The organism is Streptomyces sp. MBT65, from assembly GCF_016612545.1.
In the GTDB taxonomy this organism is placed as follows: Bacteria; Actinomycetota; Actinomycetes; order Streptomycetales; family Streptomycetaceae; genus Streptomyces.
Genome location: NZ_JAENRY010000016.1, coordinates 50,571 through 75,127, shown reverse-complemented (window position 1 = coordinate 75,127; position 24,557 = coordinate 50,571). Strand labels below are relative to the sequence as shown.

Annotated in this window: 17 protein-coding genes; 9 read left to right on the top strand and 8 right to left on the bottom strand. The window is 70.5% G+C overall.

Features of this window, described 5'->3' with window-relative positions; translation table 11 throughout:
* The first annotated feature begins 37 nt into the window (after positions 1-37).
* Positions 38-535: a hypothetical protein gene (locus JHN63_RS06415; protein ID WP_200677790.1), complete on the top strand. Its 498-nt coding sequence runs from the start codon at positions 38-40 to the stop codon at positions 533-535.
* 7 nt (positions 536-542) lie between these two features.
* On the opposite strand, the gene JHN63_RS06410 is transcribed toward JHN63_RS06415, so the two are convergent.
* Positions 543-2,513, bottom strand: a complete 1,971-nt coding sequence (locus JHN63_RS06410; RefSeq protein ID WP_200677789.1) for an N-acetylmuramoyl-L-alanine amidase — start codon at positions 2,511-2,513, stop codon at positions 543-545.
* 276 nt (positions 2,514-2,789) lie between these two features.
* The gene (locus JHN63_RS06405) at positions 2,790-3,935 is read right to left on the bottom strand and encodes an aminoglycoside phosphotransferase family protein (protein WP_200677787.1); all 1,146 of its coding nucleotides are present in this window, start codon (positions 3,933-3,935) and stop codon (positions 2,790-2,792) included.
* 242 nt (positions 3,936-4,177) lie between these two features.
* Between JHN63_RS06405 and JHN63_RS06400 the strand changes: the two genes are divergently transcribed.
* Entirely contained in the window at positions 4,178-5,686 is a 1,509-nt protein-coding gene (locus JHN63_RS06400; protein ID WP_200677785.1) for a hypothetical protein, read from the top strand.
* Positions 5,687-5,731: 45 nt separating this feature from the next.
* On the opposite strand, the gene JHN63_RS06395 is transcribed toward JHN63_RS06400, so the two are convergent.
* Positions 5,732-7,159 (bottom strand): PP2C family protein-serine/threonine phosphatase, encoded by a 1,428-nt coding sequence (locus JHN63_RS06395; protein WP_200677783.1) that lies wholly within the window; start codon positions 7,157-7,159, stop codon positions 5,732-5,734.
* Positions 7,160-7,697: 538 nt separating this feature from the next.
* Here JHN63_RS06395 and JHN63_RS06390 point away from each other — a divergent pair.
* Positions 7,698-9,977 (top strand): M4 family metallopeptidase, encoded by a 2,280-nt coding sequence (locus tag JHN63_RS06390; RefSeq protein ID WP_200677781.1) that lies wholly within the window; start codon positions 7,698-7,700, stop codon positions 9,975-9,977.
* Positions 9,978-10,140: 163 nt separating this feature from the next.
* Here the strand turns inward: JHN63_RS06390 and JHN63_RS06385 are convergent, their stop codons facing one another.
* A complete protein-coding gene (locus JHN63_RS06385; protein ID WP_200677779.1) occupies positions 10,141-11,028 on the bottom strand; it encodes an SDR family oxidoreductase in 888 nt (295 codons plus the stop codon).
* A gap of 71 nt (positions 11,029-11,099) precedes the next feature.
* Between JHN63_RS06385 and JHN63_RS06380 the strand changes: the two genes are divergently transcribed.
* Complete coding sequence (locus JHN63_RS06380) at positions 11,100-12,044, top strand: LysR family transcriptional regulator (RefSeq protein WP_200677792.1); 945 nt, start codon at positions 11,100-11,102, stop codon at positions 12,042-12,044.
* A gap of 167 nt (positions 12,045-12,211) precedes the next feature.
* On the opposite strand, the gene JHN63_RS06375 is transcribed toward JHN63_RS06380, so the two are convergent.
* Entirely contained in the window at positions 12,212-12,880 is a 669-nt protein-coding gene (locus JHN63_RS06375) for a hypothetical protein (protein WP_234476207.1), read from the bottom strand.
* A 163-nt stretch (positions 12,881-13,043) separates the two neighbouring features.
* On the opposite strand from JHN63_RS06375, the gene JHN63_RS06370 reads away from it, so the two are divergent.
* Together JHN63_RS06370 and JHN63_RS06365 are read left to right on the top strand one after the other, a co-directional pair.
* Complete coding sequence (locus JHN63_RS06370) at positions 13,044-13,457, top strand: SsgA family sporulation/cell division regulator (RefSeq protein WP_200677777.1); 414 nt, start codon at positions 13,044-13,046, stop codon at positions 13,455-13,457.
* Positions 13,458-13,604: 147 nt separating this feature from the next.
* Entirely contained in the window at positions 13,605-15,635 is a 2,031-nt protein-coding gene (locus tag JHN63_RS06365) for a phosphocholine-specific phospholipase C (protein ID WP_200677776.1), read from the top strand.
* Here JHN63_RS06365 and JHN63_RS06360 read toward each other — a convergent pair.
* Together JHN63_RS06360 and JHN63_RS06355 are read right to left on the bottom strand one after the other, a co-directional pair.
* Complete coding sequence (locus JHN63_RS06360; RefSeq protein ID WP_200677775.1) at positions 15,625-16,650, bottom strand: Gfo/Idh/MocA family protein; 1,026 nt, start codon at positions 16,648-16,650, stop codon at positions 15,625-15,627. The two genes, JHN63_RS06365 and JHN63_RS06360, sit on opposite strands and share 11 nt — an antisense overlap.
* 81 nt (positions 16,651-16,731) lie before the next feature.
* The gene (locus JHN63_RS06355) at positions 16,732-17,832 is read right to left on the bottom strand and encodes a chemotaxis protein (protein WP_200677774.1); all 1,101 of its coding nucleotides are present in this window, start codon (positions 17,830-17,832) and stop codon (positions 16,732-16,734) included.
* A gap of 87 nt (positions 17,833-17,919) precedes the next feature.
* On the opposite strand from JHN63_RS06355, the gene JHN63_RS06350 reads away from it, so the two are divergent.
* The 3 genes from JHN63_RS06350 to asnB all read left to right on the top strand — a co-directional run bounded on the left by JHN63_RS06350 (position 17,920) and on the right by asnB (position 22,773).
* Entirely contained in the window at positions 17,920-19,347 is a 1,428-nt protein-coding gene (locus JHN63_RS06350) for a basic amino acid/polyamine antiporter (protein WP_200677773.1), read from the top strand.
* Positions 19,348-19,380: 33 nt separating this feature from the next.
* A complete protein-coding gene (gene arcA, locus JHN63_RS06345; RefSeq protein ID WP_200677772.1) occupies positions 19,381-20,643 on the top strand; it encodes an arginine deiminase in 1,263 nt (420 codons plus the stop codon).
* 288 nt (positions 20,644-20,931) lie between these two features.
* Positions 20,932-22,773 carry an asparagine synthase (glutamine-hydrolyzing) gene (gene asnB, locus JHN63_RS06340; protein WP_200677771.1) on the top strand — a complete coding sequence of 614 codons (1,842 nt, stop codon included), beginning with the start codon at positions 20,932-20,934 and terminating at the stop codon, positions 22,771-22,773.
* Here asnB and JHN63_RS06335 read toward each other — a convergent pair.
* Entirely contained in the window at positions 22,762-24,348 is a 1,587-nt protein-coding gene (locus JHN63_RS06335) for an alpha/beta hydrolase (RefSeq protein WP_200677770.1), read from the bottom strand. The two genes, asnB and JHN63_RS06335, sit on opposite strands and share 12 nt — an antisense overlap.
* Between the last annotated feature and the right edge of the window lie 209 nt (positions 24,349-24,557).

Genomic DNA, 24,557 nt, shown 5'->3' with positions numbered 1-24,557 from the left:
GGCTCCACCGCCGGACGGCACCCCGTACCATTGCGCCATGTCGTTCCTCCGCCGCCGCAGCGCCACCCCCGCCGGCCCCGAATTCGATGTGCTGGCCATGGACCCGGGCGACTGGCCCGGGAACCTCGGTGCCGGTCTGCTGCCCGCCCCCGACGGCACCTGCCAGGGCGTGTTCCTGCGGTACGACCTGTTCGGCGGCCGTGGCCCCGCGATGGTCATCGGGAATCTGCCGGAGGGCTCCCCGGCCCGTGACGTCGCCGAGGACGAGATCCCCTTCGAGGTCGCGCAGCTGCTGCTCGCGCTGGAGAACGACGAGGAGGTGACCGTCGTAGGCACCGAGGACATGCCGGTGATGCAGGGCGACAACCTGCTGATCGTGCGCCGCCTCAAGCTCTCCGAGAGCCGCATCTCCTGCGTCCAGTTCGACCGCAGCGACAACGTCCTGGTCACCATCGCCGCCTGGGACCGCCCCATCACGGACGACCTCTACGCCCTGCTCAAACCGCTCCCGGCGGAACTGTTCCAGCAGGGCTGAGGCCCGGCTACCGGCCCGACCGCGCCACCGTCACATCGGCGGCGCGGACGAACTCCACCCGGTGGCCGTACTGGATCTCGTAGTAGAGATCCTTTCCTACGACGACCTTGTGCGAGTCGGTGGTGAAGGTGACCGCGTAGTAGTACTCGCCGGGCACCTTGTCACCGACCACGTACTTCTGGCCCGCGAGCAGCTTGTACGGCAGCGGGGACACCGCCTGGGCGGGCACTCCCGAGGGGTAGGCCGAGGCCTCCGGGTAGGCGCGACCGTAGACCGGGACGCTGTCCACGCCCGCCTTCGGCGTCACCACCGAGCCCGTCGCCGCGACCGCGGTGGGGTACTTCTTCGGGTTCTTGAACCAGGCCTCCTGACCCAGGTACCAGATCGCGGTCCAGTCCCCGGAGCGGTCCGCCACCGCGTACTGCTGCCCGGTGGACACCCGTGACGACAGGTCGTTCACCCCGGTGGTCGGGGTCGTCCCGAGGCCGATGTCCTTGATCAGCGGGTAGGTCTCGCCGGGCCCGGAGTACAGCCGGACCTCGCTCGACCCGTGCGCCGCGCACGCCTGGCCCGCGGTGACACAGCCCGTGTACACCGGCCGGTTGGCGGTGTAGTCGGGGCGGATCGTCACCAGGCCGCCGCCCTTCTTCGCGGTCTGCTTGACGGGGTGGCCCAGCAGGGCGAAGTAGTGCGCCCAGTCCCAGTACGGGCCCGGGTCCGTGTGCATCCCGGGGACCGTGGACGTGGTCGGCCCCGGCACGTTGTCGTGGCCGAGGATGTGCTGCCGGTCCAGCGGGATGCCGTACTTCTTCGTCAGGTACGCCACCAGCCGCGCCGACGAGCGGTACATCGCCTCCGTGTACCAGGCGTCCGGCGCCGCGAGGAAGCCCTCGTGCTCGATGCCGATCGACTTGGCGTTGATGTACCAGTTGCCCGCGTGCCAGGCCACGTCCTTGGCCTTCACATGCTGGGCGATCAGACCGTCGGTGGAGCGGATCGTGTAGTTCCACGACACATAGGTGGGGTCCTGGACCAGGTTCAGGACACCGTCCCACTGGCCTTCCGTGTCATGGACGACGATGTACTTGATGCTCTGCGACGCGGGCCGGTCGCCCAGGTCGTGGTTGCCGTAGTCGTCGTTCCCGAACTGGGAGTACGGCGCCGGGATCCACTCGCAGGACACCTTCTTCGGGCATTCCGTGCCGGCGGCGGCGACCGTCCGCAGCCCGGTCTCCGCCAACTGCGCGGTGTCGGGAGCGAGTTCGGGCTGTGCCGCCAGCACGACCTGTTGCCCGGCGTCCGTGACGCGCTGCTCGCCGGTGTGGATGACGTCGTAGACATCGTTGGCATACGCCGCTGCCGTCGCCGTGTCGTCGGCGCCGGAGAAGCGCGCGATCGCGCCGTACCACTCGGCCGGGTCCGCGCTCAACGGCTCGCCGAGACCCTGCTGGGCGTCGGCCAGGAGTGCGGCGCCGCCCGCCACGTTGGCGACCTCGTCGGTCCGCAGATCGCTCGCCGCGAGCCCGGTCAGCTCGGCGGCCTTCGTCAACGTCCTTAGCCGGGGCGGTAGTTGGGAGTCCGCCGGAATCCGCGCGGTGGGGTGCAGGGCCGGGCGGGCGCTGTCGCCGCGGGCGTCCTCGGTGCCCTCGCCGAAGTGCTCCGCCGCGGCGAGGGCGGTGCGGGCGTCCGTGAGGTGCATGGGGCCGTAGCCGCCGGTGACGCTCGGCGCTCCGTCGTGCGTGTCCCAGCGGGACTGGAGGTAGGAGACGGCCAGCAGCACCGTCTGCGGCACGTGGTACCGCGCGGACGCCGACGCGAACGCCCGCTGGAGGGTCGAGGCGGCGGAGCCGGTGGCGTTCTGGGCGGGGGCCGCGCCCAGCAGGGGCAGCAGCAGGGCGGCCGTGGCGAGCGCGCCGGCGGTTCCGCGCGCGCGTCTGTGCCCGGGAGCGCGGGTGGGGTCGGTCGAGGATCCTCGCAATGCAGCCTCCTGGGACGGTGGGGTGTGACGATCCGTTCGGGGCCGGGCGTGCGTCAGTGGTACCGGCTGGCCGACGATCCGTCAATCATGCCCAGAGAGAGGCGAATTCCCTTGTCAACAGGGGATCCGAGGAGTTTCGTGGCGGCGGCTTTCGGGCCTGCGGGGCGTCAGTGGACTACACCAATGGGTGAGTCATGCGGGGGGACGCACATGTGGCCGAGACGCACGAGGTCCGCGGTGCGCCGCTGCAGGGCGCACCGCGGACCGTCGTCCCCGTCAGCGAGTGCCGACCGCCGCACGCACGGCCCGTCGGGCCATCTGGCAGTCGTCGTGCAGCCGCCTCAGCAGCAGCCGTTGTTCCTCGCCGGACGGCGCAGCACCCGGGTGGGCCACCACGCCCGGTGCCGCCGGGGTCGAGTCGTGCATCGAACGCTGCACGGCCATCTCGTAGGTACGGATCTCCCGGGTCAGCACCAGCATCAGGTTCACCAGGAAGGCGTCACGCGAGGCCGGTCCCGCCGACTGCGCGATCTGGCTGATCTGCCGCCGGGCCACCGGCGCGTCCCCGAGGACCGCCCACAGCGTCGCCAGGTCGTAGCCCGGCAGGTACCAGCCCGCGTGCTCCCAGTCCACCAGCACTGGACCGGCCGGCGAGAGGAGGATGTTGGACAGCAGGGCGTCACCGTGGCAGAACTGGCCCATGCCCTGGCGGCCCGCCGAGTGCGCGATGCCGTGCAGCAGCTTCTGCAGGTCTCCCATGTCCCGGTCGGTGAGCAGCCCCAGCTCGTGATAGCGCGAGATCCGGGCCGCGTAGTCCAGCGGGGCGTCGAACGTGCCGGCCGGCGGCCGCCAGGCATTGAGCCGGCAGATCGCCCCGAGCGCCGCCCTGATGTCCGCCCGCGGCGGAGCCTCCGCCGGATGGCGGTGCAGCGCCGCCACCCGGCCCGGCATCCGCTCGATGACGAGCGTGCAGTTGTCCGGGTCCGCCGCGATCAGCCGCGGCACCCGCACCGGCGGGCGGTGCCGGACGAACGAGCGGTACGCCGCTATCTCGTGCCGGATCCGCTCGGCCCACGCTGGGGAGTGGTCCAGTAAACACTTCGCGACCGCCGTGCTGCGTCCGGTCGTTCCGACCAGGAGCACCGAGCGCCCGTTGCGGCGTAGCACCTGCACCGGAGCGAACTCCGGACAGATCCGGTGCACCGACGCGATCGCCGTACGCAGTTGGGCGCCCTGAGGGCCGGACAAGTCGAGTCTCCCGCTGAGCGGTTGGGTGCCGAGCCCGGGAACGCGCCGCGGCCTGCCCGCACCGAGCACGGGGCCGGCCGCCGGACGCGCCGGGTCGAGGTAGGGGCCGCCGGCGCCCGGGCGAGGGTGCAGCGACCGGGGCGGGGCGGACACGGAGGACGATGCTGTGTACATGGGAGAGACAGATCCCTTCGTGTGCCTGCAGTGCCTGTCCAAGCAAGCGCGCTCCCGGCCCGGTTCCGCAGGTGCACCCTGGGGAGTGTCCCTCGGTGACCGGGTCGGGGTGGCGCGTTCCTACCTGACACCAGATGCGCAGTGGCACACCATCTGGCGCACCCTGGCGAACCCTGGCGAATAGTCGCCCGGCACAGCGCACCGGGCTATGTTCAAGTCAGCCGAGAACCTGGGGGCTTGACGTGAACGGACAACCCAACTCCCGTCTCTCGGACCTGTTCGGCCTGGCCGGCTGGTCCAAGGGCGAGCTCGCGCGGCGGGTCAACCGGCAGGCGGCGGCCATGGGCCACCCCCAGCTGTCGACCGACACCTCGCGGGTACGGCGTTGGATCGACATGGGAGAGATCCCGCGCGATCCGGTGCCGAGGGTGCTGGCGGCTCTGTTCACCGAGCGTCTCGGCCGTGTCGTGACCATGGAGGACCTCGGTCTGGTCCGGCACGGGCGTACGGGGAAACGGCCCGACGACGGGAATGTGGAACATCCCGACGGTGTGCCGTGGGCGCCCGAACGGACTGCTGCGGTCCTCACCGAATTCACGGGAATGGACCTCATGCTCAACCGACGCGGCTTGGTGGGCGCGGGCGCCGCGCTCGCCGCAGGCTCCGCACTCAGCAGCGCCATGTACGCATGGCTGCACTCCGATCCGACTCTTTCCGCCGACGCCCCCCGATTCGACGATCCCCTGCACGCCGACCCCGCTGGGTTCGACCGCTACGAGGCCGCCCCCATCGGGTCGCAGGAGATCGACGAACTGGAGGAGTCCGTCAAGGTGTTCCGAGCCTGGGACGCGGCCCGCGGCGGCGGGCTGCAACGCAAGGCTGTGGTGGGACAGCTCAACGAGGTGGGCGGCATGCTCGCCTACCGGCACCCCGACCATCTGCAGCGGCGCCTGTGGGGCGTCGCCGCCAATCTCGCCGTCCTCGCGGGCTGGATGTCGCACGACGTCGGCCTGGAGCCCACGGCCCAGAAGTACTTCGTCATCGCCGCCCACGCGGCCCGTGAGGGCGGCGACCGGCCCCGCGCCGGGGAGGCGCTCTCCCGGGCGGCTCGCCAGATGGTGCACCTGGGCCGGCCCGACGACGCGCTCGATCTCATGAAACTCGCCAAGACCGGTTCCGGCGACCAGGTGCTGCCCCGCACCCAGGCGATGCTCTACACCATCGAGGCCTGGGCACAGGCGTCGATGGGCAAGGGCCAGGCCATGCGCCGCACCCTCGGCCAGGCGGAGGACCTCTTCGTCTCCGACCGCGGCGACGTACCGGCCCCCAGCTGGATGCAGACCTTCAAGGAGGAGGACCTCTACGGCATGCAGGCCCTGGCCTACCGCACGCTGGCCGAGCACGAGCCCGGCGCGGCCGTGCACGCCCAGTACTTCGCGGAGAAGGCCCTGGCGCTGCGGGTCGACGGACGGCAGCGGTCGAAGATCTTCGACTTCCTGTCGATGGCCTCCGCGTGCTTCATCGCGGACGACCCCGAACAGGCGGACAGGTACGCGCGGTTGGCCCTGGCGTCGATGGGATCGAACTCCTCCCACCGCACCTGGGACCGGCTGCGCGAGATGTACCGGCTGACCGCCCAGTACTCCGACTACCCGAGGATCCACGAACTGCGGGAGGAGATCCAACTCGCGCTGCCGAAGACACAGTCGAAGAGTCCGAGGGCCAGGGGCGGCAACAGCGCACAGGCATAAGGGGGTTGTGCCGCTGTCTCTCGCCTGCCAGATGCTCCTGGCGGTCTAGGTGGTCCTGGCGATGAGCACGCACGCGTCGTCCGCGCGCTCGGTGTCGCCGAACTCCTCCACGACCATCCGCACACAGTCCTGTGCGGAGCGCGCCTCCCCGAACCGCGGGGCCAGGCCGAGGAGTTGGTCCACAGCGGCAACTCCGTCGCGCCCGGGCACCAGTCCGTCCGTGTGCAACAGGAGTACGTCACCCGCCTCCAGGGTCTCCTCGGCCTGACCGTAGGCCGCTCCGGAGGTGGCGCCGAGCAGTACGCCGTCCGGTGCGTTCAGCACGCGCCCCGTCCCGTCGCGGAACAGCAGCGGGGCGGGGTGTCCTGCCTGCGCCCACGCCAGCAAGCGGGTCTCGGGCCGGTACCGGCAGCACACCGCGCTGCCCAGGGCCGGTTGCACGGTGGCGTCCAGTAACTGGTTGAGCCACGACATCAGTTGAGCGGGCTCGGTGCCGGCCATCGCCATACCGCGCAGGGCGCCGAGCAGCATCGCCATGCCCGAGGTGACGGCGACACCGTGTCCGGTGAGGTCGCCGACGCTCAACAGCGTTGCCCCGTCGGACAGTTGGAGCGCGTCGTACCAGTCGCCGCCGATCAACGCACTGGTGGAGGAGGGCAGATAGCGGGCGGCCAGGTCCAGTGTCTCCGGCCCCTGGTGCGGGAGCCGCAGGGAGCCGCGCCACGGCGGCAGCACGGCCTCCTGCAGCTCGACCGCGAGCCGGCGCTCGGTCTGCGCGTGATGCCGGTGGAGCTGCAGCGAGTCACGGGTCTCGCTCACCGTCCGCTGGCTGCGGCGCAGTTCGCTGACGTCCCGCAGCACGGCCCACATCGAGGCGGTGCCACCGTCGGCGTCGAGCACGGGCTCGCCCATCATGTGCACGGTCCGTACGGCGCCGTCGGGCCGCACGACGCGGAACTCGCCGTCGATGGGCTTGGCGTCGATCAGACAGTCCGTGACCATCGCGGTCAGGCGCGGCCGGTCCTCGTCGAGGACCAGCGACGGCAGTTCGTCGAGGGTGAGCGGCGGAGCGGCCGGGTCCCGGCCGAGGATCCGATACAGCTCCCCGGACCAACTCGCCGCGTCCGTCAGCAGATTCCACTCGGCACTCCCGACCCGGCTGAGCAGCGAGTCGTCACGAGCCGCTTCCGGTGCGGCAGGTGCGGCGGGCGGCGCCTCCACGGCGGCCGGCACCGGCGGCGGGCCGTCCCGCAACTGGGCCAAGTGCTCGTCGAGATCGTTGAGTTGGTGCAGCGCCAGATCGCACAGCGCCCGCTGCCACCGCTCCCGCGGGTCCGAACCGTCGTGCTGCGCGTCCCGTCGTACGGCGTCCACGTCGCCCATGAGCCGCCGCGCCTGTGATATCAGCGCGTCGACCGAGCCGCGCGCGGGCGGCTGGGCGGCGGGGCGGTCCGCAGAGAGATGGGACGGCATGACGCACTCCGATGCGGGGACGGTACGACCAAGGCGGATGGAGGGACCGGTTACGACTGTCGCACAGGCCGCGACGCCCTGTAAGGGATTTGGCAACACCCGATCCGGTGGTGCTTCTGGCATATGCCAGCGTCTTCACGGGCGACGTGTGCCGTGCTCGTGGCGCAGTTCTCCCGGTGGGGCAAGTCGTATGCGCCGTACGCGAGTTGAGGGATTGATTACCCCTCAGGCCGGTCATTCAACCACCTGTTCGACGGCCCACTGTTCCCGAGCGTGCCGACGCCCGGCGGGAGGCCGAAAAGAGTCGCTCAGGTGAGTGATCCGCAGTTCGCAACGCTCATTTTGAGCCGTTGATTTGTTATAGCCATGACAATTCTGTGGGCGTGATGCCAGGCTGCTGTGCACCACGCTCACCGAGCGTTCACTTCCTCCTCACTCCTTCTCCTCACCACCCGCGCGCCGCCGGACGGCCGTACCCCGGCCCGACCCGCTCTCCAGGACTCCACCGAGTCCGACCACCCCACATAAGGAGAACGCCTTGACCCGGCATGACCGTTATCCGCACCACCCCAGATACACCGCCGCCCTCGTGCTCACCGCGGTCGGCACCCTGCTGGCCGCCGGTATGCAGACCGGCGCCGCCTCCGCCGCCCCCGGCGGCCACACCACCCCCGCGAAGATCCTGGCCGCCCCGCGGGCCGGAGCGGCCCCGGCCGCGCTGTCCCCGGCGAAGCACGCCGCCCTCCTCAGGAGCGCGGGCGCGGCGGTGCGGAGCACGGCGAAGACCCTCGGCCTCGGGGCCAAGGAGAAGCTCGTCGTCAAGGACGTCACGCAGGACGCCGACGGCACCACCCACACCCGCTACGAGCGGACGTACGACGGACTGCCCGTCCTGGGCGGCGACCTGGTCGTGCACGCCAAGAGCGGTCGGCTCTCGGTGACGAAGGCCGCGAAGGCGGACCTGAAGCTGGCGGACATCACTCCGAACGTGACGTCGGCGACGGTGAAGGCCAAGGCGCTGGTGGCCGCGGCCAAGAAGGGCGGCGAGGAGGTCAAGCTCGACGGCGCCCCGCGGCTCGTCGTCTGGGCCGCCGGAGCCAAGCCCGTCCTCGCCTGGGAAGCGGTCGTCGGCGGCTTCCAGGACGACGGGACGCCCAGCGAGCTCCACGTGATCACCGACGCCGACTCGGGCAAGGCCGTCTTCCAGTACCAGGGCATCGAAACGGGCACCGGTACGGGCCAGTTCAACGGAACGGTCCCGCTCAGCACCACGCTCGACGCGGCGACCTCGACGTACCAGCTCGTCGACGGCGACCGCGCCGGACACAAGACCTACGACCTGAACCAGGGCACCTCGGGCACCGGCACACTGTTTACGGATGACAACGATGTCTGGGGTGACGGGACCGCGAGCAACCGTCAGACCGCGGGCGTGGACGTCGCGTTCGGTGCCGCGGCCACCTGGGACTACTACAAGGACGTGTTCGGCCGCAACGGCATACGCAACGACGGCGTGGCCGCCTACAGCCGGGCCCACTACGGCAGCAACTACGTCAACGCGTTCTGGTCCGACACCTGCTTCTGCATGACCTACGGCGACGGCTCGGGCAACACCCACCCGCTGACATCGCTGGACGTGGCCGCGCACGAGATGAGCCACGGCGTCACCGCCGCGACCGCCGGCCTCACCTACTCCGGTGAGTCGGGCGGCCTGAACGAGGCCACCTCGGACATCTTCGCCGCGGCGGTGGAGTTCCACGAGAACCTGCCGGCCGACGTCCCCGACTACCTGGTCGGCGAGAAGATCGACATCAACGGCAACGGCACACCGCTGCGTTACATGGACAAGCCCTCCAAGGACGGTTCGTCCCGCGACTACTGGAGCTCGACGCTCGGCAGTGTCGACGTCCACTACTCCTCGGGCCCGGCCAACCACCTCTTCTACCTGCTGTCCGAGGGCAGCGGCGCGAAGACCGTCAACGGCGTCGCCTACGACAGCCCGACCTACGACGGTGTGGCCGTCGCCGGCATCGGGATCGAGAACGCCCAGAAGATCTGGTACCGGGCGCTCACCACGTACATGACCTCGTCCACCAACTACGCCGGTGCCCGCACCGCGACCCTCCAGGCCGCCACGGACCTCTTCGGCGCGTACAGCCCGACGTACCTCGCCGTGGCCGACGCGTGGGCGGCGATCAACGTCGGCAGCCGGATCGCGCTCGGCGTCAACGTGGCCCCGATCTCCGCCCAGATCAGCGGAGTCGGACAGTCCGTGTCCCTCCAGACCAGCGCGTACACCACCAACTCCGCTGCGGGGCTGACCTATTCGGCCACGGGGCTGCCCGACGGGCTCTCCATCGACAGCACCGGTCTGATCTCCGGCATCCCGACCACCCTCGGGAGCAGTGACGTCGCGGTGACCGTCACCGACGACACGGGTGCGACCGCCACCGTCTCCTTCACCTGGCGGGTGGCGAACATCTACGCCAACGGCTCCCGGGTGGACATCCCCGACAACGCCGCCGCCGTGGAGTCCCCGATCACGGTCACCGGCCGCGACGGCAACGCCTCGGCCACCACCCAGGTCTACGTCAAGATCATCCACACCTACCGGGGCGACCTGACCGTCGACCTCGTCGGCCCGAACGGCACCGTCTACTCCCTGTCGAACCGTGCGGGCGGCTCCGCCGACAACATCGACCAGACCTTCACCGTCGACGCCTCCGCCCAACCGGTCAACGGCACCTGGAAGTTGCGGGTCCAGGACCGCGCGGCGCTCGACGTCGGCTACATCGAGCAGTGGCAGCTGACCCCCTGACCCGCAGCCCGTGTGACTGACCGTCCCTGACGGTCCCGGCCGCGCCCGCCTCCCCGGCTCACACCGGAGGGGCGGCGCGGCCGGTGCCTTCTCCAACGCCGCGCGCAGGCGCAGCAGTCGGCTCGGAACATCGACGAGCTGTGCTGAGCCGGTCGCGCCGTGATCAGGGGGTGAGCTTCAGGTCCTGTTCGACCAGCGGTGTGCCGGAGTGCCAGTCCAGAGCCGCGCCGAAGCGCACCAACTCGCCGTAGAGCGCGGGATCGACGTGCTCCGCGAAGACGAGGTCGAGCACGGCGCGCGCGGCCTCGGCCGGGGACTTGGCCTGGCTGAAGTCGTCGAACCAGGGGCGAGAGGTGGCGGTGTCCACCATGCCGGGGCACACGGACGCGATCAGGGTGTCGCGCGCGAGGTCGTCCTGACGGCGTTCGGCGGCGACCGCGCGGACTGCGGCGACCTGGGCCACCTTCGAGGGGACGTTCAGCCAGAGCGGCCAGCCCGCCTCGGCGGTGGTCCGGTGGTGGACGGCGCTGCGCCAGGACTCGACGGCGTACTCGACCTGGTCCAGGCTCGCGCCGTCGAACAGGTCGTGCAGCGCGGGGTCGAGATGACCGAGGGTGCCGAGGCTGCTGGCCACCACGAGAAACCGGCCGCCCGGGCGCAGGTACGGGCCGAGGGAGCGCAGCATCGCGTGGGTGGCGGTGTTGGAGACGTCGATGAACTCGTCGGCGCGCTCGGACTGCGACTCCCCGGGGAGCATGCGGGTCACGGCGTTCGAGATCACGACGTCGACGCCGCCGTAGCGCCGGCGCAGCTCGTCGGCCAGGTGGGCGATGGCGTCGGTGTCGGTGACGTCGAGGACCCGGCCCTCCACCCGGCCGCGTGTGCCGGGCAGGCTCGCGACCTCGCGGGCCGCGTCGCTCACCCGCCGCTCGTCGCGGCCGGTGAGCAGAACGGTGTCGTCGGGGCCCATGCGGGCCGCCAGTCCCTCGACGAGGGCGCGGCCGAGTCCCTGGTTGGCGCCCGTGACGAGGGCGATGCGTGGAGCGTTCATGCCTCCACGGTAGGAACGATCACTTCCATGCGTCCAACGAAAGTTGTGCACCGTTAGTATGCGTGATCGTCATGGACTTCACGGATGTGTCACTCACCGCCCTGCGCGTCTTCCGCGCGGTCGCCGAACAGGGGACCTTCACGGCCGCCGCCGTGTCGCTGGGCTACACCCAGTCGGCGGTGTCCCGGCAGATCGCCGCGATCGAACGGGCCGCGGGCGCGGAACTGCTGGAACGGCGGCGCGACGGCGTACGGCTGACCCCGGCCGGCCGCATCGTCATGCGGCGGGCGACGGTCGTGCTCGACGAGATCGACACCACCGCCCGCGAACTGTCCGGGCTGCCCACCGAGGCCGCGACCGTCCGCCTGGGCTGGCTGCCCAGCGCCGGAGCCGCCCTGCTGCCACGCGTCCTGCTCGCCCTGCGCCGCAGCGACCCCGACCTGCGCGTCGTCAGCCGGGAGGGCGGCACCCCGGCGCTGGTACGCGCGCTGCGGGCAGGCAGCCTCGACCTGGCCCTGCTGGCGTCGGCGCCCCCGTTCCGGCCGCCGGACACCGAATCACCGCCGCTGGTGCTGCGCACGCTCACCGAGCGCCCCCTGTGCCTCGCGGTACCCGCCACGCATCCACTCGCCCGCGGCGACTACGTCGACGTGGCCGACCTGCGCGGGCGGCGCTGGATCGCGAGTTCCTCCTCCGGCGAGGACCGCCTCATGGGCGTGTGGCCCGGCCTGGACGAGCGCCCCGAGATCGCCCACACCGCCCGCGACTGGCTGGCCAAGCTCCATCTGGTCGCGGCGGGCTGCGGCCTGACCACGGTGCCCGCGTCCCTGGCCCCCGCCGTCCCACCGGGCGTACGCGTGCTGCCGGTACGCGGCGGCCCCCAGGAACAACGCCGCCTCCTGCTGGCCCGGCTTCCGCACCCGCCGCCCACCGAGGCGATGACCCGGGTGGCGGCGGCGCTCCGGCTCGCCGCGCTCGACGCGTACAGCCCGAGTTCGCCTCCGGCGGAGAAGTGAGCCGGTCCGTCGGCCGGCCCGGTGCGCCCAACGTGGCGCTGCGCGGCGGGCGTTGGTCCGTGATGCGGCCGCGGCCCGTCGTTGTGCGTGCGGCACCGGCACGGGAGGAGGCTGGTCATTCGGCCGGGCCGCGCTCCTCAACTTGGGCCTGCTCGACAGGACTTGGCTCACGACGCGGCCCCCGCGCCAAGCAGCACCCCGCATGCCCCGGCCGTGAACAGCCCTCCGGCGAGGAACGTCGCCCGCTCACCGGCGATCCGCAGGACGAGTCCGCCCGGCGCGGCGCCCGCCGCGATACCCGCGTTGCAGGAACCGGAGTTGGCCGCGAGGGCGAGGTCCGTGCGGCCCGGTGCGCACTGGAGCATCGCGTTCTGGGTGGTCATGAACACCGGACCGAGCGCGCCGCCCATCAGCGCCAGGAACACCACCGCGGCCACCGGCTCGGTGCCGGCCGCGTACAGGCCGAGCATGCCCACCGCCCGGACGGCGACGGCCGCGCTCAGCGCCGCCTGCGGGAAGCGGTCCAGTACCGCCCCGGTGACGGTCACCCCGGCCAGGCACGCACCGCCGAAGACCACCAACAGGACGCCGACGGTGGCCTGTTCGAAGCCGCTCACCTCGCCGAGGAACTTCCCGACGTACGTGAACCCCGCGAACGCCCCGGTGGCGGACGGCGTCCCGGCCGCCAGTACGGTCCCGAACCGACGGGCGCCGGGACGGGTGCCGTAGGCGGCCTGCTCCTCGTGCGGACGCGAGGTCGGCAGGAGTACGGCGATCGTCACCAGGGACGCGAGCTCGACGGCCGCCGGGACGGCGATCGGTCCCGTATGGCCCACCCGCCCCACCGCAAACGAATTCACCGGCAGTCGCACACACCGACGATGAAGTGACGCAGGTCACATCAATTCGTTCGGGCTTCCGCGTAATGCGAACGGCACCTGCGAGGTCGTACAGGCACACGGCAATCCGGCCGACCTCACACCGCAGTGGAGACCGACCATGGACATCACCCTCGAACAGCCCACCCGCGCGCGGCTGATCACGGCGGACGACACGGAGATCCCCGTGTCCGCCACGCTCCGCTACCGCTCCTCGGACCCGCTGGCCGTGCACCTCGACTTCCCGCCCGAGGTGTCCCTCGACGGCGACGGCGTCACCTGGACCTTCGCCCGCTCGCTCCTGGAGGAGGGGCTGCGCAGGCCGGCCGGCGGCGGTGACGTTCACCTGTGGCCGTGCGGCCGGGCCCGTACGGTGCTGGAGTTCCACTCGCCGTTCGGACTCGCCCTGCTCCACTTCCACACCCCTGAGCTGCGCCGCTTCCTGCTGCGGAGCTACGACGTGGTGGCCACCGGACAGGAGGACATGGACGCTGTCGTCGACCGGGGACTGAGCGCGCTGTTCGGGAACGTCTGAACGGCCGAGGGCAATTCGTCCTCCCGGCACCGGTTTTGACTTTTGTTCACCTCCATCTCACCGTCCCGGTATGGACCTTGGCGATCACCCGGTGCACCCTTGCGCGCGGTGTGCCGCTCGGGCACGCCTGTGACGAGGGCGGAGCGCATGACACCGATCAGCCGAAGAGGCTTCGTGGGGCTCGGTGCCACCGTGGCGGCGGGCATGGCGACGGGTACCGGCGTACGACCCGCGATCGCCGCGCAGCAGGCGCGGACGGCGACCGGCACGATCTCGGACGTGAAGCACGTGGTGATCCTCATGCAGGAGAACCGCAGCTTCGACCACTACTTCGGGCGCCTCAAGGGCGTCCGCGGCTTCGACGACCGCAGCGGCATCACCCTGAGCGGCGGCTACCCGGTCTTCAACCAGCCCAACGGCGGCGGCCGTCAGTACCCGTGGAAACTGAGCGCCACCCCGGCCGCGGGCGGCAAGGACGGCGAGACCCTCGCCCAGTGCAACGGCGATCTTCCGCACTCCTGGTCATCGCAGCACTCCGCGTGGAACAAGGGCCGCCTCGACAACTGGGTCTCGGGCGTCGGCAACGTCCGCTCGCTCGGCTACCTCGACCGCGCCGACATCCCCTTCCACTACGCGCTCGCCGACAACTACACGATCTGCGACGCCTACTTCTGCTCCACGCTCAGCGCGACGGGCCCCAACCGCACCTACCTGTGGAGCGGCAAGGTCGACTCCTCCAGCTACGACGGCGGTGACGAGTCCGGCCTGACCTGGCAGAACTACGCGGAGGCGCTGCAGAACGCCGGAGTGAGCTGGAAGGTCTACCAGAACGCGGCCGACAACTACGGCGACAACGCCTGCGCCTACTTCAAGAACTTCACCAACTCCAAGGCGGGCGGCCCCCTCTACGACCGGGGCATGTCCTCCGTCCCGGCCGCCACCGGCTCGACCCCCGACGACATCGCCGCCGCCATCAAGGCCGACGTCCTCGCGGGCACCCTCCCGCAGGTCTCCTGGGTCGTCCCCAACCAGGCCTTCTCCGAGCACCCCTACGCCCCGCCCGGCGACGGCGCGCACTTCATCGGCCTCGTCTACCAGGCCCTCGCCGCCGACCCGGACATCCTCGACTCGACCGTCCTGTTCCTCAACTACGACGAGAACGACGGCTACTTCGACCACGTCCCGCCACCGGCCCCGCCTGCCGGCACCGACGGCGAGTTCCTCAACGGCGTCCCGTACGGCTTCGGCTTCCGCGTCCCGATGATCGTCATCTCCCCCTGGACACGCGGCGGTTGGGTCTCCTCCGAGGTCTTCGAGCACACCTCGGTCCTGCGCTTCCTCGAGACCTGGACCACGTCCCTCGGCACACCCGCCGCCTGCCCCAACATCAGCACCTGGCGCCGCAAGGTCAGCGGCGACCTGACCGGCGTCTTCGACTTCGCCAACCCGGTCTACGGCTCCGTCGCGCTTCCGGCGACCAGCGTCATCGGCATCTCCACCTGCGGCCCGCTGCCCAACCCGGTGCCGACGAACAACGCCCTGCCCGTGCAGGAGGCAGGCACCCGGCCCGCCCGCGCGCTGCCGTACCAGCCCAACGGGTACCTGGACCACCTGGAGTTCGGGTCGAGCGGCAAGATCCTCGCCTGGTTCGCCATGTCCAACCAGGGCGGCGCCGCCAAGAGCGCCGCCCATCTCTCCATCCACCCCAACGCCTACCGCGACACCACGCCCTGGCAGTACACGGTCGACCCGGGTGGCACCGCCTCCGACTACTTCAACATCGGTACGGGCTACGGCAGCGGCAAGTACGACCTCTCCATGGTCGGCCCCAACCGTTTCCTGCGCCGCTTCCAGGGCGACGCGACGAAGGCGGGCAAGTCCGTCGAGGTGAGCACCCGTTACGCCGTCGAGTCGGGCACGGGCAAGCTCGCGATCTACTTCAGGATGGTCAACTCGGGCTCCGCGTCGGTGAAGTTCACCATCACCTCCAACCACTACCGCACGGACGGGCCGTGGACCTACACGGTCGCCGCGGGCGCGTCGGCGGAGGACTACTTCAACGCCGTGGCGTACCAGGCCGGTTGGTACGACTTCACGGTCACCGTCGACTCCGACGCGACCTGGTCGCGCCGGTTCACCGGACATCTGGAGTCGGGCACGGCGAGCGTCAGCGGCTGAGGTCGGCGTACAACTCCGGGCGCGGGGCGAGCTCCACGGCCACCCGGCCGCCGCTCTCCAGCGCCCGGACCCCGGCCTCGGCGACCACGGAGGACGCGTAGCCGTCCCAGACGCTCGGGCCGGTGACCTCGCCCCGCCGGGTGGCGTCGACCCAGGACTGCACCTCGCGGTCGTAGGCGTCGGCGAACCGGACGAGGTAGTCGAGCGGCACGTCCTCGTGGGCGCTGCCCCGGGTGGTGACGACCATCGTGTGGTCCTCGCCGATCCGGGCGCTGCCCGCCTCGCACACGGCCTCGCAGCGCACCTGGTAGCCGAAGCCGGAGTTGACGAAGATCTCGACGTCGACCAGGGCGCCGCCGTCGGTCTCGAAGAGGACGAGCTGCGGGTCGAGGAGACCCTCCGGGGCGTTCGCCGAGGAGCGGGGGCTGAGCACGGTCACCGCGGTGAGTTCCTGGCCGAGCAGCCAGCGGGCCGCGTCGATCTCGTGCGAGACCGAGCTGTCGATGAGCATCGCCGAGGTGAAGTACGGCGGCGACGACACATTGCGGTGGGTGCAGTGCAGCATCAGCGGGCGCCCCAACTGCCCGCCGTCCAGCAGGGACTTGAGCCGCTGGTACTCAGCGTCGTAGCGCCGCATGAACCCGATCTGCGCCAGCCGCCGCCCGAGCCGGGCCTCCGCCTCCACCACCCGGAGCGCTCCGGTGGAGTCGGGCACCATGGGCTTCTCGCACAGCACCGGCAGACCACGGGCGAAGGCCGCGAGCAGCGCCTCCTCGTGCGCGGGACCCGGCGAGGCGATGAGGACCGCCTGGACCCCGGGGGCGTCGAGCGCGGCCACGGCGTCCTCGTGCACCGTGACCGCGTCCAGTCCGGACACCGCCTCCTTGGCGCGATCCGGGTCGGGATCGGCCACGGCGGCGACCCTGGCGCCGCTCACCACCTGGTCGAGGCGGCGTATGTGGTCGCCTCCCATGTGTCCCGCACCCAGCACGGCCACGCCCAGCAGGTCACCCACGTGTGCACTCCCTCTCCGTCGACGATCACGCCGTAGCGTACGCCGCGGGGGAGAGGGAGCCCCGGGGGCGAGGAGGAGGCCTCAGTAGCGGAGCACGCCCGCGATGCCGGCCGCGTCGTTCAACGTGCCGTCGGGGACGAAGCGGACCTCGGCGCCGGTCTCCAGACACTGTTCGACGATCTCGTCCACGATGTCCTCGCGGGCGTCGAGGTCGTCGCTGTCGGCCGGGACGAGATGGTCGCCGTGGTCGTCGCGGACCGTGACGCGGTAGTTCTCCTCGACGGCCAGCAGCCGGACCCGGCCCTCGCGGGCGTTCTGCCAGACCTCGTCGACGCCGGCCGCGAACTCCTTGCGCCCGCGCGCCGATTCGAGCTCCCGGGTCACGGACACGGTGCTCTTGCGCGCCTCCGCGTCGACCAGCGGTCGTACGGCCTGCCACACGGCGTCGGGTGTGCCGTGCGCGAGACCGCCGTGCGCGATGTGCGTCGCGTCCTTGGTGGCGCCGCCGACCTCGTCCAGCGCGGAGAGAGCGGCCTGTTCGCCGGTGATGTAGAGGGGGCGCCGGTGCACGCGCAGGATGCGGCCCATCGCGGTGTCGGCCTCGCGCAGGAAGTGGCGGGTGTCCTCGTCGCGGAAGGTGCTCGGTATGTCGCCGATCCGCTCCTGGCGCTCGGCGTCGAAGTTGTCCCGGTGGTCGCGGGTCAGCGGGAAGCCGCCGGTGTGGTCCTCGACGACCCGGTCGACACCGCCGTTCCACAGCGTGACGCGGTCCGCGGCCAGCGACAGCACCCAGAACGGCCGCTCGGAGGCCTGCGCGGAGACGAGATTGCGGGTGAGGAACGTGTCGGAGAGCACCACACGCTCCGGCACCGACCTGGCGAGGGACCACACCTGGTGCTCGCCCGGCGCGGCGAAGATCACCAGACCGTCCTCGGCATGCGCCAGGTCGATCTCGGCGAGGGCCTGGTCGAGCTGACGGGAGACGTCGATGCGCCGCTCCCGGGGGACCGCGGGATCGGCCTCCAGCTGCTTCTTGGCCTCGGCCAGCACATTGCGCAGCCGGACCGGATCCTGCGCGTTGTCGGGCTCGCGACGATGCGTCGGGGTGAGCACGGAGACCGCGGGGTAGGGGCGCGGGCGCCGCAGTTCGGTAAGCGTGGCGGGACTCAGTGCGTGCTCCATAACAGCACGATAGGGCCGAATGACGGATGGGGCATATGGGGGAAGCCCGCCAGGCAATAGGGGCAATTGGTTGCTAACGTCCCTCGGGTGACGCAAGCCGCCACTGCCGACCCCCGGACCACGGCCGCCAAGCTGACCCTGCCGACGCTGACCACCATGGTGGTCGGCTCCATGGTCGGGGCCGGGGTGTTCTCGCTCCCGCGCCGGTTCGCGCAGGAGACGGGCGTGGCCGGCGCCCTGATCGCCTGGGCCGTCGCCGGTACGGGCATGCTGATGCTCGCCTTCGTCTTCCAGACCCTCGCCGTCCGCAGACCCGACCTCGACGCCGGTGTATACGCCTACGCCAAGGCCGGGTTCGGCGAATACCTCGGCTTCTTCGCCGCGTTCGGCTACTGGGCCAGCGCCTGCGTCGGCAACGTGACGTACTGGGTGCTGATCATGTCGACGATCGGCACGATCGCCCCCTCCCTCGGCGAGGGCGACACCGTCCTCGCCGTGGTCCTCTCCTCGGTCGGACTGTGGCTCTTCTTCCTGCTGATCAGCCGCGGGGTGAAGGAGGCGGCGGCGATCAACCGGATCGTCACCGTCGCCAAGGTCGTACCGATCCTCGTCTTCGTCGTCCTGGCGCTCTTCTACCTCAAGCCCCATGTCTTTGCCGAGAACTTCGGCGGCGCCGACTACGCGGGCTCCCTGTTCCAGCAGGTCAAGGGCACCATGCTGGCCACCGTCTTCGTGTTCCTGGGCGTCGAGGGCGCCAGCGTCTACTCCCGGCACGCCAAGCGTCGCGAGGACGTCGGCCGCGCCACCGTCCTCGGTTTCCTCAGCGTCTTCGCCGTCTTCGCGTCGGTCACGATCGTGTCGTACGGCCTGATGCCCATGGGCGAGATCGCCGAACTGCGGCAGCCCTCCATGGCGGGCGTGCTGGAACACGCGGTGGGCACCTGGGGGAAGGTCTTCGTCAGCGTCGGGCTGATCGTCTCCGTGCTGGGCGCCTATCTCGCCTGGACGCTGATGGCCGCCGAGGTGCTGTTCGTCGCCGCCAAGGACGACGACATGCCGCGCTTCCTGAAGAAGTCCACGGCGGCCGACGTGCCCGTGCCCGCGCTGGTGATGACGACCCTGCTCAGCCAAGTCGTCCTGGTCGTCACCTACTTCTCCGACGACGCCTTCAACTTCGCCCTGGACCTGACCAGTTCACTGACGCTGATCCCGTTCCTGCTCGCGGCCGGTTTCGCCGTGCAGATCGCCCTCTCTCAAACCCGTTCAGGGCGAGGCGAGTTGGTGGTCGCCGTACTCGCCACCGTCTACACCGCGTTCCTCATCTACGCGGCCGGACTCAAGTACCTCCTCGTCTCGCTCATCATCTACGCGCCCGCCACCTTCCTGTTCGTCAAGGCCCGCAGGGAACAAGGGCGTTCGCCCTTCTCGGCCCGCGAACTGGTGATCCTCGCCGTCTCGGTCGCGGGCGCCGTCGTCGGGATCGTCGCCCTGGCAGCGGGCTGGATCAGCCTCTGACCCGCCTGTGACCTTCGGAAAGGTGTGTGCACCGTGACCCATCCAGACACCGTGGACCGGCATGAGTACGGCGTCCACTCCGAGGTCGGCCGGCTGCGCAAGGTGCTGGTCTGCGCACCGGGCCTGGCCCACCGCAGGCTCACCCCGACCAACTCCGACGACCTGCTCTTCGACGACGTGATGTGGGTCGAGAACGCCCAGCGCGACCACGCCGACTTCGTCAACAAACTCCGCGAACGCGGCGTGGACGTCGTCGAGTTGCACGAACTGCTCGCCCAGACCATGACGATCCCCGCCGCCAAGGACTGGCTCCTGGACCGGAAGATCGTCGCCAACGAGGTCGGCCTGGGCCTCATCGACGCGACCCGCGCCTACCTGGAGAGCCTCGAACCGGCCGAACTGGCCAAGTACTTGATCGGCGGCCTCGCCACCACCGACCTCCCCGACGAGTACCGCACCGACTACGTCGCCCTCGTCCGCGAATCGACCGGCGTCCGCGAATACCTGATGCCGCCGCTGCCCAACACCCTCTACACCCGCGACACGACCTGCTGGCTCTACGGCGGCCTCACCCTCAACCCCCTCTACTGGCCCGCCCGGCACGACGAGACCCTGCTGATGAAGGCGATCTACACCTTCCACCCCGACTTCGCGGGCTCCGTCGTCTGGTGGGGCGACCCCGAACTCGACTGGGGGCAGGCCACGTTCGAGGGCGGCGACATCATGCCCGTCGGCAACGGCGTGGTCCTCATGGGCATGAGCGAGCGCACCTCGCGCCAGGCCATCACCCAGGTCGCCAAGGCACTCTTCGACCTGGGCGCCGCCGAGCACGTCGTCGTCGCCGGTATGCCGAAGCTGCGCTCCGCGATGCACCTCGACACCGTCTTCACCTTCGCCGACCGCGACCTGGTGACCCTCTACCCGGCCATCATGGACGCCGTCCACACCTTCTCCCTGCGCCCCGGCACCAAGGGCCCGGGCATCGACATCGTCGACGAGGGCTCGACCCCGTTCACCGACGTCGTCGCCAAGGCGCTCGGCCTGCCCGAGCTGCGGGTCGTGGAGACGGGCGGCGACGTCTACGCCTCCGAACGCCAGCAGTGGGACAGCGGCAACAACGCGGTCGCGCTGGAACCGGGCGTGGTCTTCACCTACGACCGCAACACCCAGACCAACACCCTGCTGCGCAAGGCCGGCGTCGAGGTCATCACCATCGTCGGCGCCGAACTCGGACGCGGCCGCGGCGGCGGCCACTGCATGACCTGCCCGATCGTGCGGGACCCGGTGGAGTTCTGAAGTGCCGGTCGGCGGGCGGATGTTGGGCAACTCTTTGCCCGTGGCCGATTCCTGACGAGACCGGCCCGGTGGGGCACCGATCCATGGATCCCGGGCGCGCAAAACGCGGCTGAAAGTACCGGGGTGGGGCGGCCCTTCAGGTTACGGCTGTGTTGACCGGCCCTCTCCGGTGCCACACGCTCGTCATATAGATGCTCGATACAACTGGTTCGTCGGGGCTGGGTCACCCACAGAGGAAGACGCAGGTGAACGACCCATCACCGGCGGGCCGGACGCAGGAGGTAACGCATGTGCGGCATCACCGGCTGGGTCTCCTTCGACCGTGAACTGCGCACCGAGGCCGCGACATTGGATGCAATGACCGAGACGATGGCCTGTCGCGGCCCGGACGACCGCGGCACCTGGATCCAGGGCCCCGCCGCCCTCGGACACCGCCGGCTCGCGATCATCGACCTGCCCGGCGGGCGCCAGCCGATGACCGTCGACACGGCGGACGGCACGGTCGCGCTCGTCTACTCGGGGGAGACCTACAACTTCACCGAACTCCGCCGCCGACTCGCCGACCGGGGACACCGGTTCACCACCGACTCCGACACCGAGGTCGTGCTGCGCGGCTATCTCGAATGGGGCGACGCGGTCGCCGAACGCCTCAACGGCATGTACGCCTTCGCGATCTGGGACGGTCGCCGCGAGCAACTCGTCATGGTCCGCGACCGCATGGGCATCAAGCCCTTCTACTACCACCCGACCCCCGACGGCGTCCTGTTCGGCTCCGAACCGAAGGCGATCCTCGCCAACCCGCTGGCCCGCGCCCGGGTCACGCTGGACGGCCTGCGGGAACTCTTCACCATGATCAAGACACCCGGACACGCCATCTGGGACGGCATGTCCGAGGTCGAGCCCGGCACCGTCGTCACCGTCGACCGCTCGGGCCAACGGCGGCGCGTCTACTGGCAGTTGGAGACCCGCCCGCACACCGACGACCGAGCCACCACCGTCGCCGCCGTCCGCACGCTCCTCGACGACATCGTGCGCCGCCAGCTCGTCGCCGACGTGCCTCGCTGCACCCTGCTCTCCGGCGGTCTCGACTCCTCGGCGATGACCGCGATCGCTGCCCGCCAACTCGGCGAACACGGCGAGAAGGTGCGCAGCTTCGCCGTCGACTTCGTCGGGCAGAGCGAGAACTTCGTCGCCGACCAACTGCGCGGCACCCCCGACGCGCCGTTCGTCCACGACGTGGCCCGCGCCTCGGGCACCGACCACCAGGACATCGTGCTCGACGCACAGGCCCTCGCCGACCTCGACGTACGCGCGAAGATGCTCCGGGCCCGCGATCTCCCCATGGGCCTCGGTGACATGGACTCCTCGCTGTACCTGTTGTTCCGTGCCATCCGCGACCAGTCGACCGTCGCCCTGTCCGGCGAGTCGGCCGACGAAGTCTTCGGCGGCTACCAGCAGTTCTTCGACGAGGAGGCCCGCAACGCCGACACCTTCCCCTGGCTGGTGCGCTTCGGCCGGGACTTCGGGGACGACGCCGACGTCCTGCGCACCGACCTGACCAAGGCCCTGGACACCGAGTCCTATCTCGCGGACGGCTACCGCGACGCCGTCTCCGGCATCCAACGCCTCGACGGCGAGAGCGACTTCGAGTACCGCATGCGGCGCATCTGCCATCTCCACCTCACGCGCTTCGTCCGCATCCTGCTCGACCGCAAGGACCGCGCGAGCATGGCCGTCGGCCTGGAGGTCCGCGTCCCGTTCTGCGACCACCGGCTCGTCGAGTACGTCTACAACACGCCCTGGTCCCTCAAGTCCTACGACGGCCGGGAGAAGACCCTGCTCAGGGAGGCCACCGCGGACGTCCTCCCCAGGTCCGTGTACGACCGGGTCAAGAGCCCGTACCCGTCCACCCAGGACCCCAAGTACGCGGTCGCCCTCCAGGACCACGCCAAGGATCTCCTCGCCCGACACTCGCACCCGGTCTTCGACCTCGTCGACCGCGAGAAGCTCCGGCGGGCCGCCCACCGCGACACCCCCATCAGCACCCAGGCGGGCCGCCGAGGCCTGGAACGCACCCTCGACCTGGCGCTCTGGCTGGACCTCTACAAGCCCGAGATCTCAGTCGCCTGAGGCCGGGGCGTCCGGCGCGCAGGAACTCCCGCTGGGCGGCAGCGAGCCGTACAGCAGGAAGTCATTGACCTTGGTGTGCACGCACTTGGACGACGCGTAACCGGTGTGGCCCTCACCCTTGTTGTCGAGCACCACGGCCGAGGAACCGAGCCGCCGGGCCGTCTCCACGGTCCAGCGGTACGGCGTCGCCGGGTCGCCCCGGGTCCCGACGAGCAGCATCTTCGCCGCGTGCACGTTCTTGACGTCGTCGCGGATGTAGTCGGTGCCCCGGGGACGGCCGTAGCACATCAGCACCTCGGTGAGCCGGTAGCGGCCGAAGACCGGCGACGCCTGTTCGTACGCGGCGCGCAGACCGGCCAGGTTCCTGGTGATCTGCTCGGCGGTGGGGCGGTCGGGGTCGTCCGCGCAGTTGATGGCCATCAGCGCGGCCGGGAGGTTGTCGAGCGGGACGTCCTGGGCGTCGACGATGCCGCCACCGCTCAGCCGGGGCAGACCCGCACCGCGCGACGAGAACGCCGTCACGGCCCGTGTGTCACCGTCCTCCACCAGCGAGGCGATGGCCCGCTCCAGGGTCGGCCACAACTGCTTGCTGTACAGCGCCTGACTGATGGCACCCACCAGGTCCTGGCCGGTGAACTGATCACCGAAGTCCGACTGCACCGGGTCCTGGTCGAGCGAGCGGACGAGTTGGACGACCCGGTCCGACGCCGACCGCGCGTCCGTTCCGAAGGGACAGGCGATGTCCTGCACACACCAGGTGAGGAAATCCTCCAGCGCCGTCTGCTGTCCCTGGGCACCCGCGATCCCCTGCTCGGACATCGGCTCGGTGAGGGTGTCGACGCCGTCGAGCACCAACCGGCCGACCTTCTTGGGGAATTGGGCCGCGTACACCGCGCCGAGCCGCGTTCCGTAGGAGAATCCGAGGTAGTTGAGCTTCTTGTCGCCGAGGGCCTGGCGCATCACGTCCAGGTCGCGGGACGCGTTGACCGTGCCGATGTGGGGCAGGACCGGGCCGGAGTACTTGGCGCAGGTGGCGGCCGCCTTCCGCAACTGCTTGAGGACGACCTTCGGATCGCTGCTGTCGGCGGTGTCCTCCTCGATCGCGGCCGAGCCCTGGTCGGAGCCCTCGCCACAACTGACGGGCGAGGACTGGCCGACGCCCCGCGGATCGAAGGTGACGACGTCGTAGCCGTTCGTCAGATCCATGAACTCCTTGCCGTTCGAGGCGAGTTCACTGACGCCCGCGCCGCCGGGGCCGCCGAAGTTCAGCAGCACCGACCCCCGCGACTTCCCGGTCGCCCGGTAGCGGGCCAGCGCGAGATCGAGCGTCCGGCCGCCGGGCTTCGCGTAGTCGAGCGGCACGGTGACCTTCCCGCACTGGAGGTCCTTGGGCGCGTCCGTGTCCTTGCACGCCGCCCACTTGACCTTCTGCCGGTAGAACCGGGACAGGTCGGACGCCGGCCGGTCGTCGGCCGTGGCGAGCGCGGGCAGCCCCGCGCCGAGCAGCGCCAGCGTGAGGACCCCGGTGACCGCGCAGCTCCGGAACGCGGGCCGCGATGACAGCTTGGCCAGCATCAATGCCTCCAAGAACGCGCCGTGACCAGCGCCTGCGATCACGATAAGCGGGCCGTGCGGGCCCCGCCTCCCGGCGAGCGGGGCGGTGATCGGTGCCGTATTCTCCGCTCCTTCAATAGGCATAAGAGGTTTTCCGACTAATGATTTCCTGCGATTTCCTGCCGCCCAAAAAATGATCAGGAGTCGTTACGAGTAGTTCGATAACCGTG

Coding starts and splice junctions, on each gene's coding strand:
- JHN63_RS06355 (WP_200677774.1), bottom strand. CDS start 17,832: ATGGAGCACGCACTGAGTCCCGCCACGCTTACCGAACTGCGGCGCCCG.
- JHN63_RS06365 (WP_200677776.1), top strand. CDS start 13,605: ATGACACCGATCAGCCGAAGAGGCTTCGTGGGGCTCGGTGCCACCGTG.
- JHN63_RS06415 (WP_200677790.1), top strand. CDS start 38: ATGTCGTTCCTCCGCCGCCGCAGCGCCACCCCCGCCGGCCCCGAATTC.
- asnB (WP_200677771.1), top strand. CDS start 20,932: ATGTGCGGCATCACCGGCTGGGTCTCCTTCGACCGTGAACTGCGCACC.
- JHN63_RS06370 (WP_200677777.1), top strand. CDS start 13,044: ATGGACATCACCCTCGAACAGCCCACCCGCGCGCGGCTGATCACGGCG.
- JHN63_RS06335 (WP_200677770.1), bottom strand. CDS start 24,348: ATGCTGGCCAAGCTGTCATCGCGGCCCGCGTTCCGGAGCTGCGCGGTC.
- JHN63_RS06405 (WP_200677787.1), bottom strand. CDS start 3,935: ATGTACACAGCATCGTCCTCCGTGTCCGCCCCGCCCCGGTCGCTGCAC.
- JHN63_RS06385 (WP_200677779.1), bottom strand. CDS start 11,028: ATGAACGCTCCACGCATCGCCCTCGTCACGGGCGCCAACCAGGGACTC.
- JHN63_RS06380 (WP_200677792.1), top strand. CDS start 11,100: ATGGACTTCACGGATGTGTCACTCACCGCCCTGCGCGTCTTCCGCGCG.
- JHN63_RS06395 (WP_200677783.1), bottom strand. CDS start 7,159: ATGCCGTCCCATCTCTCTGCGGACCGCCCCGCCGCCCAGCCGCCCGCG.